Below are 16,516 nucleotides of genomic sequence, written 5' to 3'. Positions count from 1 at the left end.
CCATGCACCTGCTCAGGACCCAGCCCGGTGGTTTCGTCTCGGACGACAATATCGCCGACCTTGGGCAAACCCCCGCTGAACTGGTGATCCTCTGCAGCGGCGACTCCAGCCTGGCGCTGCTGGCCGAAGCGGCGCAGCAGTTGCCCGAGGATTACCCCAGCCTGCGCCTGGCCAACCCGATGCAGGTGCAGAATCACGCTTCGGTCGACCTCTACGTCGATGAGGTGCTGCGCCACGCCAAGGTCATCCTGATTTCGTTGCACGGTGGCATCGCTTATTGGCGCTATGGCATCGAGCGGCTGGTGGAGTTGGCAGAGCGCGGCGTGCAGTTGATCCTGGTGCCGGGGGATGATCGCCCCGACCCGGAGCTCAGTAGCCTGAGCACCGTCGACGCGGGCGACCGCGACCGCCTTTGGCACTTCCTGCGCCAGGGCGGATTGGGCAATGCCCTGGATTTCTATCGCTGTCTGGCCAGTGCTTACCTGGGCCGCGATTACGCCTGGGCCGAACCGCAAACCCTGCCACGCACGGCGATTTATCATCCCCATAAAGCCAATGCCCGTCTCAATGACTGGCAGCGCGAGTGGAACCCTGAGTTCCCGGTGGCGGCGGTGCTGTTCTACCGTTCCCATCTGCAAGCGGCCAATACCGGGTTTATCGACGTGTTCTGCCAGCGCTTGCAGGCGGCGGGGCTTAATCCGTTGCCGATGGCGGTGGCCAGCCTGAAAGAGCCCGGCTGCCTGGCGGTGGTCGAGGACTGGCTGGATGAGGTGAATGCCGCGGTCATCCTGAACACCACCGGCTTTGCCCAGTCCAGCCCCGAAGCGCCGCACCTGCGCCCGTTTCGTCGCAATATCCCGGTGATCCAGGCGATCTGCGCCCAGGACAACCAACCCGGCTGGGAGGCCAGCGAGCAGGGGCTCGGCCCACGTGACCTGGCGATGCACATTGCCTTGCCGGAGCTGGACGGGCGCATCATCAGCCGGCCTGTCAGCTTCAAGGATTTGGCGTGGCGCAGCGAGCGCAGCCAGTCGGACGTGGTGTGCTATCGCGCAGCCCCGGAGCGCATGGACTTTGTCGCCGAACTGGCACGGCGCTGGGTTGAACTGGCGCGGGTGCCGAATGCGCAGAAACGGATTGCGCTGGTGCTCGCCAACTACCCGACCCGCGACGGGCGTATCGGCAACGGCGTGGGCCTGGACACGCCGGCGGCGGCGCTGAATATCCTGCGTGCGCTGCAAGCGCAAGGCTACCCACTGCCGCAGGCCTTGCCGGACAGCGGCACCGCGCTGATCCACGAACTGCTGGGCGGCGTCACGAATGACCTGGACAGCCTCGACCTGCGCCCTTGCCACCAAAGCCTGGGCCTGGATGAGTACGAGGCGATGTTCAACCGCTTGCCCGAAGCCAACCGCCAGGCCGTGCTGGAACGTTGGGGGGCGCCCACTAACGACCCGATGTGCCGCGACGGCCGCATGATGATCGCCGGCCTGCGCCTGGGCCTGACCTTCGTCGGTATCCAGCCGGCGCGGGGTTACCAGGTAGACCCCAGCGCGGTGTATCACGACCCCGACCTGGTGCCGCCCCACGGCTATCTCGCGTTTTACTTCTGGCTGCGCCACACCTATGGCGCCCACGGCGTGATCCATGTGGGCAAGCATGGCAACCTCGAATGGCTGCCGGGCAAGGGCGTGGGCCTGTCGGAAAACTGCTGGCCCGATGCATTGCTGGGGCCGCTGCCGAATATCTACCCGTTTATCGTCAATGACCCGGGCGAAGGCGCCCAAGCCAAGCGGCGCACCCAGGCGGTGATCATCGATCACTTGATGCCGCCGCTGACCCGCGCCGAAACCTATGGCCCGTTGCGTGACCTTGAATTGTTGGCGGATGAGTACTACGAGGCGCAGTTGCTTGACCCGCGCCGCGCACTTGAACTGCAGAAAGACATTCTCAAGTTGGTGCGCGAAACCCGTATCGACCAGGAACTGGAGTTGGGCAGCGATGTGGATGCGGCGGTCTGGCTGCCGCGGCTGGACACTTATCTGTGCGACTTGAAGGAGTCGCAGATCCGTGACGGCCTGCATATCTTTGGCGAGTCTCCCGAAGGCCGCTTGCGCATCGATACCTTGCTGGCGTTGTTGCGCATCCCACGCGGCGACGGCCGTGGCCCGCAATCGAGCCTGCTACGGGTACTGGCCAAGGCTTTCGAGTTGGGCTTTGACCCCCTTGATTGCGCCTTGGCCGAACCCTGGACCGGGCGCCGGCCCGAGGTGTTGCAGAAGATCGACGCACAGCTATGGCGTACCGCCGGCGATACGCGCGAACGTCTGGAAGTGTATGCGGCGCGGTTGATCGAGCAGGCGCTGGAAGGTCCGCTGGAGCAGTTGGAAGAGCCCGGCTGGGAAGCCGTGAAGTCCGTTATCGAGAGCCTGCGCATAGTCGTGGCGCCGCGCCTGGATAGCTGCGGCCCGGCCGAGATGCGTGGCTTGCTGGATGCCTTGAGCGGTCGCTTCGTACCGGCCGGTCCCAGCGGCGCGCCGAGTCGTGGACGCCTGGATGTGCTGCCCACCGGGCGCAATTTCTTCGCGGTGGATGTGCGCAACTTGCCGACAACCACAGCCTGGCGCATTGGCTTCCAGTCGGCCAACTTGATTCTGGAGCGACACCTGCAGGACCACGGCGACCATCTGCGTCAGCTCGGCCTGTCGGTATGGGGTACGGCGACCATGCGCACCGGCGGCGACGATATCGCCCAGGCCATGGCACTGATGGGCGTACGCCCGGTGTGGGCCACCGGCAGTCAACGGGTGGATGACTTTGAGATCCTGCCGATCAGCCTGTTGGATCGCCCACGGGTAGACGTGACGTTGCGGGTGTCCGGGTTCTTCCGTGACGCCTTCGCCAACCTGATCCGCCTGTTCGACGCGGCGGTGCAGGCGGTGGCCGCCTTGGATGAACCGGATGATATGAACCCGCTGGCGGCCAAGGTGCGCAGCGAGCGGGAGGCGTTGCTCCGGTCGGGGCTGGACGCAGAGTCGGCCGCCAGGCAGGCCGGTTGGCGCATTTTCGGCGCCAAGCCCGGGGCTTATGGTGCCGGTGTGCAGGGCGCCATTGATGGTCGCCTATGGCAAAGCCGGGAGGATCTGGCCGAGGTCTACCTTAACTGGGGGGCTTACGCCTATGGCGGCTCGGATGAAGGCAGCGCGGCCCGCGAGCAGTTCGCTCGACGCCTGAGCCAGGTGCAGGCGGTGTTGCAGAACCAGGACAATCGCGAGCATGACTTGCTCGATTCCAACGACTACTACCAATTCCAGGGCGGTATGCTCGCCGCCGTGGAAACCCTGAGTGGCGACAAGGCCGCCAGCTACCATGGCGACCACAGCCAGCCGGACCTGCCGAAGATCCGTACCTTGAAGGAAGAGTTGAACCGGGTGATCCGCTCCCGCGCCGCCAACCCGAAGTGGATCGACGGGGTGAAGCGCCACGGTTATAAAGGTGCCTTCGAAATGGCTGCGACGGTGGACAATCTGTTCGCCTTCGACGCCACGACGGCGCTGATCGACGACCATCAATATGCCTTGCTCGCCGACGCCTATTTGCTTGACCCCGATACTCGCGCCTTTGTGCAAGAGCACAACCCGGCGGCGCTGCGCGACATGACCGAGCGCATGCTTGAAGCCCAGCAGCGCGGCATGTGGCAGGCACCGGGCGCGTATCGCGAGGCGTTGCAAAACCTGTTGCTGGATATAGAAGAAGACAGCTGATGACTGATACGCCGCATTTCCCACTGGCCGCCGTGGTCGGCGCCGATGACTTGAAACTGGCCCTGTGCCTGGCCGCCATCGACCCGAAGATCGGCGGCGTGCTGATCGAAGGCCCCCGGGGCATGGCCAAGTCCACCCTGGCCCGCGGCTTGGCGGACCTGCTGGCCAGCGGTCAGTTCGTCACCTTGCCGCTGGGCGCCACCGAAGAGCGGTTGGTCGGCACCCTGGATTTGGACGCCGCGCTGGGCGAGGGCCGTGCGCAGTTCTCCCCGGGCGTGCTGGCCAAGGCCGATGGCGGGGTGTTGTACGTCGATGAAGTCAACTTGCTGCCGGATCACCTGGTGGACGTGCTGCTGGATGTGGCAGCCAGCGGTACCAACTTGATCGAGCGCGACGGCATTTCCCATCGGCACTCGGCGCGCTTTGTGCTCATCGGCACCATGAACCCGGAGGAGGGCGAGTTGCGTCCGCAACTGCTCGACCGATTTGGCTTCAACGTGGCGTTGAGCGGGCAGACCGTGCCCGCCGAACGTGGGCAGATCATCCGCCGTCGCCTGGATTTCGACACCGACCCGGCAGCGTTTTGTGCGCAGTGGGCAGACCAGCAGGCCGCTTTGCGTGAACGTTGCACCCAGGCGCGCGCACGGCTGGGCGGTATCGAGCTGGATGATCAGGCGCTGGCCCGGATCACCGAGCGCTGCTTTGCCGCCGGTGTCGATGGCCTGCGTGCGGATCTGGTCTGGCTGCGCGGTGCCCGGGCGCATGCGGCGTGGCGTGGCGCGGCGGCGATTGCCGAGCAAGACATCGACGCCGTCGCGGAGTTTGCCTTGCGTCATCGCCGTCAGGCGCCATCCCCACCGGCCAGCCCGCCGAGTGAAGGGCAGTCACCCGCATCCGCAGACACTTCACCGGGCCAGGGTCAGTGGGGCGATATGCCTGCGCCGGCCTTGCCGACGGGCGCGCGGCGGGATGTGCCGACCTGGCCAAAAAAGCCCTAGGCATTCGCCCCCGACCTGACACGGCGGCGGATGCCCGGCCCAAGGCGGGGCGACTGGACAGGGGCAGGCAAGGCAAGGCAAGGCGTGCGCAGCAGGGCACGATCAATTGGCCGGGCACCTTGCTGGGTGGCCGGCCGCACACCCGCGAAGACTTGTTGTTTCATCTTCGCAGTCGCGCGGCCCATGAATTGTGGCTGGTGATCGTCGATGCCTCGGCCTCTACGCGGCGCCATCACGCCTTGAGCGACGCCAAGGGCTTGTTGGCTCAGGTGTTTGATGACGCTTACCGCCAGCGCGCGCGCCTGGCGTTGCTGACGGCCAGCGGGCAGTCGCCCACATGGCAGGTGCAGGGCTTGAAAGCGGCGAAGGGCTTGGCCGACTGGTTGCGTCCGTTGGGGGCCGGGGGCGGCACGCCGTTGCTGGCCGCGCTGACCGAAGCCGGGCACTGGCTGGCGCTGCGACGCAAGCGTTACCCCGCCGAGCAGCAGCGGTTGCTGGTCATCACCGATGGTCGCCTGAAGGATATGGCCGGTTTACCCTGGCTGGAATGCCCAGGGTTACTGGTGGATATCGAGCGTGGACCGATCCGGCTGGGGCGGGCGCAGGCCTTGGCGGCCGGGTTGGGGATCGCCTATCGGCATATCGATGAGCTGTAGAGGCGCGGCACCGGCTTCTTGCAAGGCAAAAAAGCCGGGGGCCTGGCGTTAATCCACTCAGTCCAGGCTTTTCGTAGGAGCGAGCTTGCTCGCGAAAAACTCACAGGCGCCGCGTTGATTCAGACAACACGCGTCATCGTTGAGATGTTTCGCGAGCAAGCTCGCTCCTACAGACGGTACTTACGCTTTTACATGTCTATATAGACTTCTGTCTTATCGCGAGACTGGATGATCGAAGTGCCTTTATTGGCCACCGCTTCATCGACGGTTATCCCCGTTGAGCCCGTCAGTTCCGGGACGCCTCGAATGGGCGGGTGGCTGTCATACGTGACGACGTGGTCGCTGCCGACCCGGGCAATCCATTTCTCCCCGGGGTGGGCAGCCTGGTCGCGCTCGATGACGTTGGCCGCGTAGTAATTCATGTTTTTGATCCGCGTCGTTTTGGACTCGCTGGAGGGCACGTCAATCGCTTTGACTCGAATGCCATTCGAGCGCATGGTCACCAGCAGTTGTTCGTTGGTGTAGGGTTTATGCGCGGCATGGGCACGGTCGATTATTTTCAGGTTTTCCCGCAACTTGGGTGAGATCTCGCCGGTTTCATAGAACCTGTCCAAGTCAGGCTGCAACGAGTGGTCGAACCCTTCCGAATACAAGACGCGGACATTGTTGCGCTTGAACTCGCCGGCATTATCAATCAGCAGCCGCAGCGTGGCCGATTGTGAGTGATCTTCGCCAAACACCAGGCCGGTGGTTTTTTTGAACAGGCTATTGATGGTCTCCGCCAAAGATGCTTTTTTGGGGATCGGCGAATGGACCGGCCGCGCCTTGCTCTTGGCATTTTTATGGAAGTCGTCCGCGTCTTTTTTCAACTGTTTATCTATTTTCTTGCTGGCGCTCGATGATGACGGCTCGCCCGTCGCCGGGTAGTCGTAAGCGGCGGGATCGAACGGCTTTTCGGCTTGCCACGGCCACTTTATGCCGCCCGGGCCGTTGAGTGGCGTCCAGGTACCGTCGGCGGTGGCGTGGACGGTCATCACCGGTCTTCTGGTATGCGGGTCGATCACTTGGGCGTAACCGTTGCTGAATTTGCCTTTGATTTCAAACACGTGCTCGGCATTCTTATCATCGGCAAGCTTGATCAACCAGCGGTCTTCGCCCTGGCCGCCCTTGACCTGATAAATGCCCTTGGCGTCAGGTGTGCTGTTGGTTAGCAGCTTTTCGCCATCGGGGACGACGTAGGCGCTGATATCGCTCCATTGTGATGGGCGCAGGCGATTGGCGGTGGCGGCGGGCGCTTCATTCTTCAAGGGCAGGTTCGCGTCGTCCGTCTCGACGTGTACCCGGGGTTTTTCAGTGGGGTTGATCACCTTGGGTTCGCCACGTCCGGCACGTCCGATATGGGGGGCCACGGTGACGACGGCGTTGAAGACGCCAAATACCACGCGGTCGGTGCCTTTGGGTTTGCCCTGTACCTGGTCATCCACTCCGATGCCTGCCGTGGTGATACCGCTGACCACGTAAAACGCGTCCAACCCCAAGGCCACTTCAGGTACGACCATCGCCAGAGGCGTCATGAACAAGGCCATCTTGCCGATCTGCTCCAACGTGTCGAGCACGCCTTGTTTAGTCACGTCGGCGTCACTGGTGATCTTGACGGCCGCGTCGGCGTAGGAGCGCTCCTTTTGCCTGCGGGTCACTTCGGCAAATGGCAACGTGCTGGGTTCGGTCTTGATGTAGGTCTGCGGGTCCCATTTACCACTGAATGCCCGATGGTTGTATGAAAGCAGCCCGCCTGGTGTTTCACGTGCCTTCGGCCAGGCGCCGAGCCCGGCCAATGTTTCATCTACCCCAGCTCTGGCCCAGCCCATGGGTTTGTCTTTAAGTGCAAAGTGTGACGACAGGGCCGCGCGCTTGGCCGGGTCGGCCATTTGCGCCGCCAGCCAGGTTTTCATCTCGGCCGGGCTGTTGAATGTGTGCAGTGGCGAGGAGTTGCCCGGTATATAGAGAAGTGTCATCGGTGGCAGCTTTTTGCCATCGGCGTCGAATCGAACCTTGTTGTCCGTGATGTACATAAGGTCGGTGGATTGATACTCGCCGATTTTCAACAAGCCGACTTCAATGTCCGGGTCCTTGGGCGGGTTCTTCTGCAAGTCTTCATAGTTGATGTCGGGCCAGGATTGCTGATTACCGGATAACCCGGCGGCGCGCATGATCACCTCGCGGCCTCGCGCGCTGAGGCTGCCTTCCTGATGCTGAGCCATGGCCGCCTTGACCAGGGAAGCCTTGGCCAGCACTGGGTATTTCTCCTGGTGGGTGCTCCAGAACTCGTCCAGAAACTGCGTGTAGGGTTTTTGGAAGTCGGCCTTCCAGATCAGGCTTTTGAATTGTGCCGGGGTGACAGCGCTCTGGTTCGAGGCGTTGTAATGCTGGGTGGGCGAGTTGGCGGGCTCTCTATAAATGCCTTGGTAGCTATGGGTGACGCCCGCAGTTTTGCTGTTGGGGTTCAGGCGACTGGGAAAATCAAATACCCCCGGTTTGTGCGTCGGCAGATGGTTTTGAACATGCACGTCCGGGCCGCCGGTAAAGAACGGCACTTCATAACCTTTGCCCGTGGGCGTTTTTTGCGCATTTTGAATCATCGCCTGGGTCAGCGAGATGCGCTGGACGATCTTCGCCGGGTGAGGGGGTGAACCCTTGCTGTTGTAGTCGTAAGTGACCAGGTAGGTCGTGTCTGGGTCGATGTCCCACTTCGCCTTGTCGCCAGTCTCCTTGGCCTTCATTTCGGCAAATTTCTTTTTTAGAAAATCCGAGGCTTGCTGCTCGACAGTTTTGAAGGCGCCCGAGATGGCTTCCGCGTTCGGATCAATATTGATATTCGGCCCCAGGTTGATTGGCGCTGGGGCCTTGTCGGTGTTCGCGACGTTTTTACCCGGCGCGAGGTCGACATTGACTTCGACGTAGCCGTCGGAAGTGGGGTCAGGCTTCACCTCAACGCCCAACAGTTGTTGCTTGGGTGGGGCGCTGTCGATATGGCGCTTGATGCGTATACCGTGATTGGCAGGTTGGGCTTCTGGACCGGCTTCCGGGGTTGGGAATGTGGGCGGCAGGTAGGGTGGCTTGGCGACAATAGTCACAATAGAACTCTCGTTATGCAGTCACAGGAGGATGTCGTCCTTGCGTGGCCGCATGGATCGGAAGAGTTCCAGTTTTTCTGTAGGAAGGATGGCTGGTTGCAGGGGGACGCTGCGTTCGTCAGGCATTGCCTGGAACGTTGGGCCAAAGGTCCGCCACCAGGAACAATCGCTCGGCTTCCTCCCAGGCTTCACCGGCCTGCACCAGCCGCACCAACAGCTGTGCCGGCGCCATCGGGTCCAGGTCGGCCAGCCAGCGGTGCATCTGTTCCTCGCTCCACACCTCGCTCGCAGGGTAATGCGCCGGCGCCAGCCATGCGTGGCGTGGCAGGGGTTGCCAGCGCCCGGGCGGGCGTGCGCTGGAAAAGTCGTACCAGTCGCGCTGATGCAACCAGTGCCCGCGCAGATGTTGCGGATGGGCGCCGCGGGGAGGTTCGGCCTGGCCGGGCCACGGGTACAACAGATAACCGCCCAGCCACAAATGCGCATCCAAGGATTGGATATCCAGCGCCGCCAGGGCTTCACGGCTTTCGGGTTTGGCCGATATCGGCAACTGATGTTGAGCCAGGTGCGCCAGTTTGCGATCCAGCCGGTCGTGGCATCCAGGGCCCAACCATTGCGCGGCGTCCTGGCCATCGCCGTGCTGGGGGCCAAGGTAAAGTTTGATCGCCAGCTCCAGGTGGTGCACGCCGTCGCGGTCGCGCACCAGCATATCCAGCTCGCCCAGGGTGTGCCCGGCGCGGCGGATCGGCAGGTTGGCCGCCACCAGCTCCACGCCCGGCGCATGCTGCACGGCAAATTGCCACAGGCGTTCGTAGTAGAGGCCCAGACGTCGGGTGCGTGACAGGCTCAGCCAGTGCTGCAGGGCGCTGCTGTCCTGATCGAGGGCGCGCAACCAGTGTTCAAGCCGCTCGGGCGCCTGCACCCAGGCGCTGCCGGCCAGCGGATGGCGCTGCGGCCAGGGCGTTTGCGCAAGCATCGGCGGGGCAAGTATCACCCACGCCAGGTCGCGCACCTCGGGGTGGCGCAATTGGCGGGGTAAATGCTGCAAGTCAGGGAAGACGGTCATGGTCCGAGCATAGCCTTTTACGCACCGGGCAGGTGGCTGAGAACCGTTGTCATCATGGTCCGGCAGCGACAAAGGGTTTTGCCTGACGCGGCCTTTCGCCCATAATCGTTCTTTTTGGCCACACCCCACATCCCGCAGGAGCCCCATGGAGCAATTTCGCAATATCGGCATTATCGGTCGTCTGGGCAGCACCCAGGTACTGGACACCGTCCGCCGGCTGAAAAAATTCCTGCTGGAACGCCACCTGCATGTGATCCTCGAAGACACCATCGCCGAAATCCTGCCGGGCCACGGCCTGCAGACTTCGTCGCGCAAGATGCTTGGCGAAGTGTGCGACATGGTGATCGTGGTCGGCGGCGACGGCAGCCTGCTTGGCGCGGCCCGGGCCTTGGCACGGCATAACGTGCCGGTGCTGGGGATCAACCGAGGCAGCCTGGGGTTTCTCACCGACATTCGCCCGGATGAGCTGGAAGTCGAAGTGGCCAAGGTGCTCGATGGCCATTATCTGGTGGAAAACCGCTTCCTGCTGCAAGCCGAAGTGCGCCGCCACGGTGAAGCCATCGGCCAGGGCGATGCGCTGAATGACGTGGTGCTGCATCCCGGCAAATCCACGCGCATGATCGAGTTCGAGCTGTATATCGATGGCCAGTTCGTGTGCAGCCAGAAGGCCGACGGTCTGATCGTCGCCACGCCCACCGGTTCTACGGCGTATGCGCTGTCGGCCGGTGGCCCGATCATGCACCCCAAGCTCGATGCCATTGTGATCGTGCCGATGTACCCCCATATGTTGTCCAGCCGACCGATTGTGGTCGATGGCAACAGTGAGCTGAAAATCGTGGTATCCAAAGACATGCAGATCTACCCGCAAGTCTCCTGCGACGGGCAGAACCATTTCACCTGCGCGCCCGGTGACACCATCACGGTGAGCAAGAAGGCACAGAAGTTGCGCTTGATCCACCCGCTGGATCACAACTACTACGAAGTGTGCCGCACCAAGCTGGGCTGGGGCAGCCGCTTGGGGGGTGGAGGCGACTGATGCTCGATCCCGCGCGTAGCTACGACCTGATTGGTGACGTGCACGGTTGCGCCCATACCCTTGAGCACCTGCTCGACCGGCTGGGTTACCACAAGCAGGGCGGCACCTGGCGCCATCCAACCCGCATGGCGGTGTTCCTCGGCGATATCATCGACCGCGGCCCGCGCATCCGCGAGGCGTTGCATATCGTCCACGACATGGCCGAGGCCGGCCAGGCGCTGTGCGTCATGGGCAACCACGAGTTCAACGCACTGGGTTGGACCACACCGGCGCCGCCGGGCAGTGGCAAGCAGTTCGTGCGCGAGCACAACCCGCGTCATGCGCGCTTGATCCATGAGACCCTGACCCAGTTCGAGCACCACCCGGCCGACTGGCACGATTTCCTCGGCTGGTTCTATGACATGCCGCTGTTTGTCGATGCCGGGCGCTTCCGTGTGGTGCATGCGTGCTGGGATGACGGTTTCATCCAGCCGCTGCGTGCGACCTTCCCGGATGGCTGTATCGACCAGCACTTCCTGCAGGCCGCCGCCGTGCCCGGCAGTTTTGCCTGCAATGCGTTCGACCGCCTGCTGCGTGGCACCGATATGCGCCTGCCGGATGGGCTTACGCTCACCGGTGGCGATGGCCTGACACGCTCGTTCTTCCGCACAAAATTCTGGGAAGACGATCCGAAAACCTACGGCGACATCGTGTTTCAGCCCGACGCATTGCCGGAACCGGTAGCGCGCACGCCCTTGTCGTCCACTGAAAAAAACTCCCTGCTGCGCTATGGCGTCGACGAGCCGTTGTTGTTCGTCGGCCATTACTGGCGCAGCGGCAAACCGGCACCTATCCGCGACAACCTGGCCTGCCTGGACTACAGCGCGGTGCTGTACGGCAAGCTGGTGGCGTATCGACTGGATCAGGAAACCCGACTGGACCCGCGTAAATTCGTATGGGTCGACGTTGAGCGGCCTGAGGTTATTGCATGAGTACCGTAGCTGTATTGCGCTTGCCCTTGAGCGTCGACCTGGGCGGTTTCGTCAAGCTGCTGCAACGCATGCAGGTGCCCCATCGCGTCAGCGAGGAGGGCGGTGAGCAGGTGTTGTGGGTGCCCGAGAGCATCAGCGACGACGTGCGCGTGCTGTATCAGCGCTTTCCCGCCGGTGACCCGGACCAGCAACTGGACATTCCCGAACAGGCGCCTCTCAGGCGTCCCGGCTTTGTCCAACAACTGCGCATGAGCCCGGTGACCGCACTGGTGCTGCTGGCGAGCATGATTGTGGGCGCGGTGACCCTGCTCGGTGAAAACCTGCAAGCCGTGGCCTGGCTGACCTTCCTGCCGTTCCGCGTCCTGGGTGAGTACATCCAGTTCACTCCGCTGGCCGACAGCCTGGCCTCGGGGCAGTGGTGGCGGCTGGTCACGCCGATGCTGATCCACTTCGGCATCCTGCACCTGGCCATGAATGGCATGTGGTACTGGGAGCTGGGGCGCCGTATTGAAGTACGCCAGGGCAGCATCAACCTGCTGGGCCTGACCCTGTTGTTCAGCCTGGTCTCCAATTACGCGCAATATGCCTATGGTGGCCCAGGCTTGTTTGGCGGGCTGTCCGGTGTGTTGTATGGCTTGCTCGGGCACTGCTGGATTTTTCAATTGTTGTCGCCCAACCCGGCCTATCGTTTGCCCCGTGGGGTGCTGGCAATGATGCTGATATGGCTGGTGCTCTGCATGTCGGGGCTGGTCTCGATGATCGGCTTCGGCGAAATCGCCAACGCGGCCCACGTGGGCGGCTTGGCCATCGGTTGCCTGACGGGTTTGCTGGGCGGGCTGTACAGCCGCCGCAAAGCGTCTATTTGATAAGGAAGAGCCTTATGTCCTCTTTTGCTGAAATGATCGAAAACATCACCCCGGATATCTACGAGAGCCTCAAGCTCGCCGTGGAAATCGGCAAATGGTCCGATGGCCGCAAGCTCACCGCCGAACAGCGTGAGCTGTCCCTGCAAGCGGTGATCGCCTGGGAAATCCAGAACCTGCCGGAAGACCAGCGCACCGGCTACATGGGGCCGCAGGAATGCGCGTCCAAGTCGGCACCGGTGCCGAACATCCTGTTCAAGTCGGATGCGATCCATTGATTGAAATTGGTCGCGGTGCAGTCAGCAAAATGTCGGCGCAACTCGGTGAGCCGACCGTTCAGTATGCGTTTCGCCTGGGTGACACCGAGGTGCCGGTCAATCCGTTGATCGGTACTCGCGTGCGCCTGGAGTACCTGGGCGCCATCCATTGCAGCCATTGCGGCCGCAAGACCAAAACCAGTTTCAGCCAGGGTTACTGCTACCCGTGCATGACCAAACTGGCCCAGTGCGACCTGTGCATCATGAGCCCCGAGCGTTGTCATTACGACGCCGGCACCTGCCGTGATCCGGGCTGGGGCGAAAAATTCTGCATGACCGACCACGTGGTCTACCTGGCCAACTCGTCGGGAATCAAGGTCGGTATCACCCGCGCCACTCAACTGCCAACCCGTTGGCTGGACCAGGGCGCCAGCCAGGCATTGCCGATCATGCGCGTTGCCACCCGCCAGCAATCGGGTTTCGTCGAAGACCTGTTCCGCAGTCAGGTGGCCGACAAGACCAACTGGCGTGCGCTGCTCAAGGGCGACGCCCAGTCGGTGGACCTCAAGCAGGTACGCGATGAACTGTTCGCCTCCTGCGCCGAAGGCTTGCTGGGGTTGCAGGAACGCTTTGGCCTGCAGGCCATCCAAACCATTGCCGACGTCGAGCCGATCGAGATCCGCTATCCGGTGGAGCAGTATCCCGCCAAGATCGTCAGTTTCAACCTGGACAAGAACCCGATTGCCGAAGGCACGCTGCTGGGGATCAAGGGCCAATACCTGATCTTCGATACCGGCGTTATCAATATTCGCAAATACACGGCCTACCAGCTCGCCGTGCATCAGTAGAAGGATGCCACCCATGCGCACCGAACAACCGAAGATGATTTACCTGAAGGACTATCAGGCGCCGGACTACCTGATCGACGAGACGCACCTGACCTTCGAGTTGTTCGAGGACCACAGCCTGGTCCACGCGCAACTGATGATGCGCCGCAACCCTGAGCGCGGCGCCGGCTTGCCGCCATTGGTGCTGGATGGCCAGCAACTTGAGCTGTTGAGTGTGAGCCTGGCCGACCAGGCGTTGACGGACGCTGACTACCAGTTGACCGACAGCCACCTGACCGTGCACCCGAAGAGCGCTACCTTCACGCTGGATACCACGGTCAGGATCCACCCGGAAAGCAACACCGCCCTGGAAGGCTTGTACAAATCCGGCGGCATGTTCTGCACCCAGTGCGAGGCCGAGGGTTTTCGCAAGATCACCTATTACCTCGACCGCCCGGATGTGATGAGTACCTTCACCACTACGGTGATCGCCGAGCAGCACAGCTACCCGGTGCTGTTGAGCAACGGCAACCCGATTGCCAGCGGCCCCGGTGAAGACGGCCGCCACTGGGCGACCTGGGAAGACCCGTTCAAGAAACCGGCCTATCTGTTTGCCCTGGTCGCCGGTGATTTGTGGTGCGTTGAGGACAGTTTCACCACCATGACCCAGCGTGAAGTGGCGCTGCGCATCTACGTCGAACCGGAAAACATCGACAAGTGCCAGCACGCCATGACCAGCCTGAAAAAATCCATGCGCTGGGATGAAGAAACCTATGGCCGCGAGTACGACCTCGACATCTTCATGATCGTGGCCGTGAACGACTTCAACATGGGCGCCATGGAAAACAAGGGACTGAACATTTTCAACTCCAGCGCCGTGCTGGCCCGCGCCGAAACCGCCACCGACGCCGCGCACCAGCGGGTGGAGGCCATCGTCGCCCACGAGTACTTCCACAACTGGTCGGGCAACCGCGTGACCTGCCGCGACTGGTTCCAGCTGTCGCTCAAGGAAGGCTTCACGGTGTTCCGCGATTCCGGGTTCTCCGCCGACATGAACTCGGCCACGGTCAAGCGCATCCAGGATGTGGCGTACCTGCGTACTCACCAGTTCGCCGAAGACGCAGGCCCCATGGCTCACGCCGTGCGCCCGGAAAGCTTTATCGAAATCTCCAACTTCTACACCCTGACCGTGTATGAAAAGGGTTCGGAAGTGGTCGGCATGATCCACACCTTGCTCGGTGCTGAAGGCTTCCGCAAAGGCAGTGACCTGTATTTCGAACGTCACGACGGCCAGGCGGTGACTTGCGATGACTTCGTCAAGGCCATGGAGGACGCCAATGGCGCCGACCTGAGCCAGTTCAAACGCTGGTACAGCCAGGCCGGTACGCCGCGCCTCGCCGTCAGCGAGTCCTACGACGCCGTTGCCAAGACCTACAGCCTGACGTTCCGCCAAAGCTGCCCGGAGACGCCGGACAAGGTGCAGAAACTGCCGTTTGTGATTCCCGTGGAATTGGGGCTGTTGGACGGGCAGGGTGCGGGTATTGCCTTGCGCCTGGCTGGTGAGGCGACTGCCGCGGGTACCTCCCGCGTCATTTCAGTGACTGAAGCCGAGCAGACCTTTACCTTCGTCGATATCGCCGAACAGCCTTTGCCTTCGCTGCTGCGCGGGTTCTCGGCGCCGGTGAAGCTGAGCTTCCCGTATAACCGCGATCAACTGATGTTCCTGATGCAGCACGACAGCGACGGCTTCAACCGTTGGGACGCCGGCCAGCAACTGGCGGTGCAGGTCTTGCAGGAACTCATCGGCCAGCATCAGGCAGGTCAGCCGCTGAAACTCGATCAACGCCTGATCGACGCGTTGCGCACCGTGCTGAGTGACGAGGGCCTGGATCAGGCGATGGTCGCCGAGATGCTCTCGCTGCCGAGTGAAGCCTACCTGACGGAGATCAGCGAAGTGGCGGATGTCGATGCCATCCACGCTGCCCGTGAGTTTGCCCGCAAGCAGCTCGCCGAGAACCTGTTCGAAGCGCTCTGGCTGCGCTATCAGGCCAACCGTGCACTGTCCCGGCAGACACCGTATGTGGCGGCCGCCGAGCACTTTGCCCGTCGCGCCTTGCAGAACATCGCGCTGTCGTACCTGATGCTCAGCGGCAAGCCCGAAGTGCTGGCGGCCACCCTGGAACAGTTCGACGCCTGCGACAACATGACCGAACGCCTGACCGCGCTGGCGGTGTTGGTGAATTCACCGTTCGAAGCGGAGAAGACCCAGGCATTGGCGGTTTTCGCGGAAAACTTCAAAGACAACCCGCTGGTCATGGACCAATGGTTCAGCGTACAGGCCGGCAGCACCCTGCCGGGCGGTCTGGCACGGGTCAAGGCGTTGATGGAGCACCCTGCGTTCAATATCAAGAACCCGAATAAGGTGCGGGCGCTGGTTGGCGCGTTTGCCGGGCAGAACCTGGTCAACTTCCACGCCGCCGACGGTTCGGGTTATCAATTCCTGGCGGACTTGGTGATCCAGCTGAACAGTCTCAACCCGCAGATCGCTTCGCGCCAACTGGCGCCACTGACACGCTGGCGCAAATATGACGACGCCCGCCAGGCGCTGATGAAGGCGCAGCTGGAGCGCATTCGCGGGTCCGGTGAGTTGTCCAGTGATGTGTTTGAGGTCGTCAGCAAAAGCCTCGCGTAAATCAGCGGAAAAAACGGCCTGCACAGGCTAATGCCAGTCGGTTAAGGGTGAACGCTGTATGTGTGGCGAGGGAGCTTGCTCCCGCTGGGTCGCGAAGCGGCCCCGTTCTTTGTTTACAGAGCATGGGACTGCTGCGCAGTCCAGCGGGAGCAAGCTCCCTCGCCACAGGTACTTTTTAGCCTTTCTCCTTCTTAATTGACTGGCATTAGCTTGGACAGGCCGTTTTTTTTCGCCTCGGATAACGGGTGGGTG

11 protein-coding genes are annotated in these 16,516 nt (G+C 62.3%); 9 read left to right on the top strand and 2 right to left on the bottom strand.

The features are described 5' to 3' along the window. Window positions 1-2: 2 nt before the first annotated feature. Genes cobN through EXW71_RS21665 form a run of 3 tightly spaced genes read left to right on the top strand, consistent with a single transcriptional unit; the run spans window position 3 to window position 5,418 of the window. On the top strand, window positions 3-3,764 hold the full coding sequence (gene cobN, locus EXW71_RS21675) for a cobaltochelatase subunit CobN (protein WP_134660833.1): 3,762 nt from the start codon (window positions 3-5) through the stop codon (window positions 3,762-3,764). Further along, window positions 3,764-4,762 (top strand): ATP-binding protein, encoded by a 999-nt coding sequence (locus EXW71_RS21670; RefSeq protein WP_134660832.1) that lies wholly within the window; start codon window positions 3,764-3,766, stop codon window positions 4,760-4,762. The genes cobN and EXW71_RS21670 overlap by 1 nt, the downstream gene beginning before the upstream one ends. Window positions 4,763-4,815: 53 nt before the next feature. Continuing rightward, complete coding sequence (locus tag EXW71_RS21665) at window positions 4,816-5,418, top strand: VWA domain-containing protein (RefSeq protein WP_134660915.1); 603 nt, start codon at window positions 4,816-4,818, stop codon at window positions 5,416-5,418. 188 nt (window positions 5,419-5,606) lie between these two features. On the opposite strand, the gene EXW71_RS21660 is transcribed toward EXW71_RS21665, so the two are convergent. Together EXW71_RS21660 and EXW71_RS21655 are read right to left on the bottom strand one after the other, a co-directional pair. Next, window positions 5,607-8,552 (bottom strand): membrane-targeted effector domain-containing toxin, encoded by a 2,946-nt coding sequence (locus tag EXW71_RS21660; protein ID WP_256657118.1) that lies wholly within the window; start codon window positions 8,550-8,552, stop codon window positions 5,607-5,609. Window positions 8,553-8,670: 118 nt separating this feature from the next. Continuing rightward, entirely contained in the window at window positions 8,671-9,618 is a 948-nt protein-coding gene (locus EXW71_RS21655) for a DUF1853 family protein (protein WP_134660831.1), read from the bottom strand. Window positions 9,619-9,763: 145 nt separating this feature from the next. Between EXW71_RS21655 and EXW71_RS21650 the strand changes: the two genes are divergently transcribed. Genes EXW71_RS21650 through pepN form a run of 6 tightly spaced genes read left to right on the top strand, consistent with a single transcriptional unit; the run spans window position 9,764 to window position 16,264 of the window. Further along, window positions 9,764-10,654, top strand: a complete 891-nt coding sequence (locus EXW71_RS21650) for an NAD(+) kinase (protein WP_003217892.1) — start codon at window positions 9,764-9,766, stop codon at window positions 10,652-10,654. Beyond that, window positions 10,651-11,625 carry a metallophosphoesterase gene (locus tag EXW71_RS21645; RefSeq protein ID WP_372241343.1) on the top strand — a complete coding sequence of 325 codons (975 nt, stop codon included), beginning with the start codon at window positions 10,651-10,653 and terminating at the stop codon, window positions 11,623-11,625. The genes EXW71_RS21650 and EXW71_RS21645 overlap by 4 nt, the downstream gene beginning before the upstream one ends. Further along, window positions 11,622-12,491: a rhomboid family intramembrane serine protease gene (locus EXW71_RS21640; RefSeq protein WP_134660829.1), complete on the top strand. Its 870-nt coding sequence runs from the start codon at window positions 11,622-11,624 to the stop codon at window positions 12,489-12,491. The genes EXW71_RS21645 and EXW71_RS21640 overlap by 4 nt, the downstream gene beginning before the upstream one ends. 14 nt (window positions 12,492-12,505) lie before the next feature. Further along, window positions 12,506-12,766 carry a YeaC family protein gene (locus EXW71_RS21635; protein WP_016972751.1) on the top strand — a complete coding sequence of 87 codons (261 nt, stop codon included), beginning with the start codon at window positions 12,506-12,508 and terminating at the stop codon, window positions 12,764-12,766. Further along, window positions 12,763-13,593 carry a DUF2797 domain-containing protein gene (locus tag EXW71_RS21630; protein ID WP_134660828.1) on the top strand — a complete coding sequence of 277 codons (831 nt, stop codon included), beginning with the start codon at window positions 12,763-12,765 and terminating at the stop codon, window positions 13,591-13,593. Before EXW71_RS21635 ends, EXW71_RS21630 begins: the two co-directional genes overlap by 4 nt. 13 nt (window positions 13,594-13,606) lie before the next feature. Continuing rightward, the gene (pepN, locus tag EXW71_RS21625; RefSeq protein ID WP_134660827.1) at window positions 13,607-16,264 is read left to right on the top strand and encodes an aminopeptidase N; all 2,658 of its coding nucleotides are present in this window, start codon (window positions 13,607-13,609) and stop codon (window positions 16,262-16,264) included. The last annotated feature ends 252 nt before the right edge of the window (window positions 16,265-16,516 follow it).

The sequence above is a fragment of the Pseudomonas sp. BCA17 genome (assembly GCF_004519405.1).
Lineage (GTDB): Bacteria > Pseudomonadota > Gammaproteobacteria > Pseudomonadales > Pseudomonadaceae > Aquipseudomonas.
Note: the sequence above shows the minus strand (reverse complement) of the source record. Positions and strands in the feature narration are given on the sequence as shown.

What these genes read in the sequence shown, in the direction of transcription:
- cobN (WP_134660833.1), top strand. Translation starts at nt 3, where the DNA reads ATGCACCTGCTCAGGACCCAGCCCGGTGGTTTCGTCTCGGACGACAAT.
- EXW71_RS21670 (WP_134660832.1), top strand. Translation starts at nt 3,764, where the DNA reads ATGACTGATACGCCGCATTTCCCACTGGCCGCCGTGGTCGGCGCCGAT.
- EXW71_RS21655 (WP_134660831.1), bottom strand. Translation starts at nt 9,618, where the DNA reads ATGACCGTCTTCCCTGACTTGCAGCATTTACCCCGCCAATTGCGCCAC.
- EXW71_RS21650 (WP_003217892.1), top strand. Translation starts at nt 9,764, where the DNA reads ATGGAGCAATTTCGCAATATCGGCATTATCGGTCGTCTGGGCAGCACC.
- EXW71_RS21640 (WP_134660829.1), top strand. Translation starts at nt 11,622, where the DNA reads ATGAGTACCGTAGCTGTATTGCGCTTGCCCTTGAGCGTCGACCTGGGC.
- EXW71_RS21635 (WP_016972751.1), top strand. Translation starts at nt 12,506, where the DNA reads ATGTCCTCTTTTGCTGAAATGATCGAAAACATCACCCCGGATATCTAC.
- pepN (WP_134660827.1), top strand. Translation starts at nt 13,607, where the DNA reads ATGCGCACCGAACAACCGAAGATGATTTACCTGAAGGACTATCAGGCG.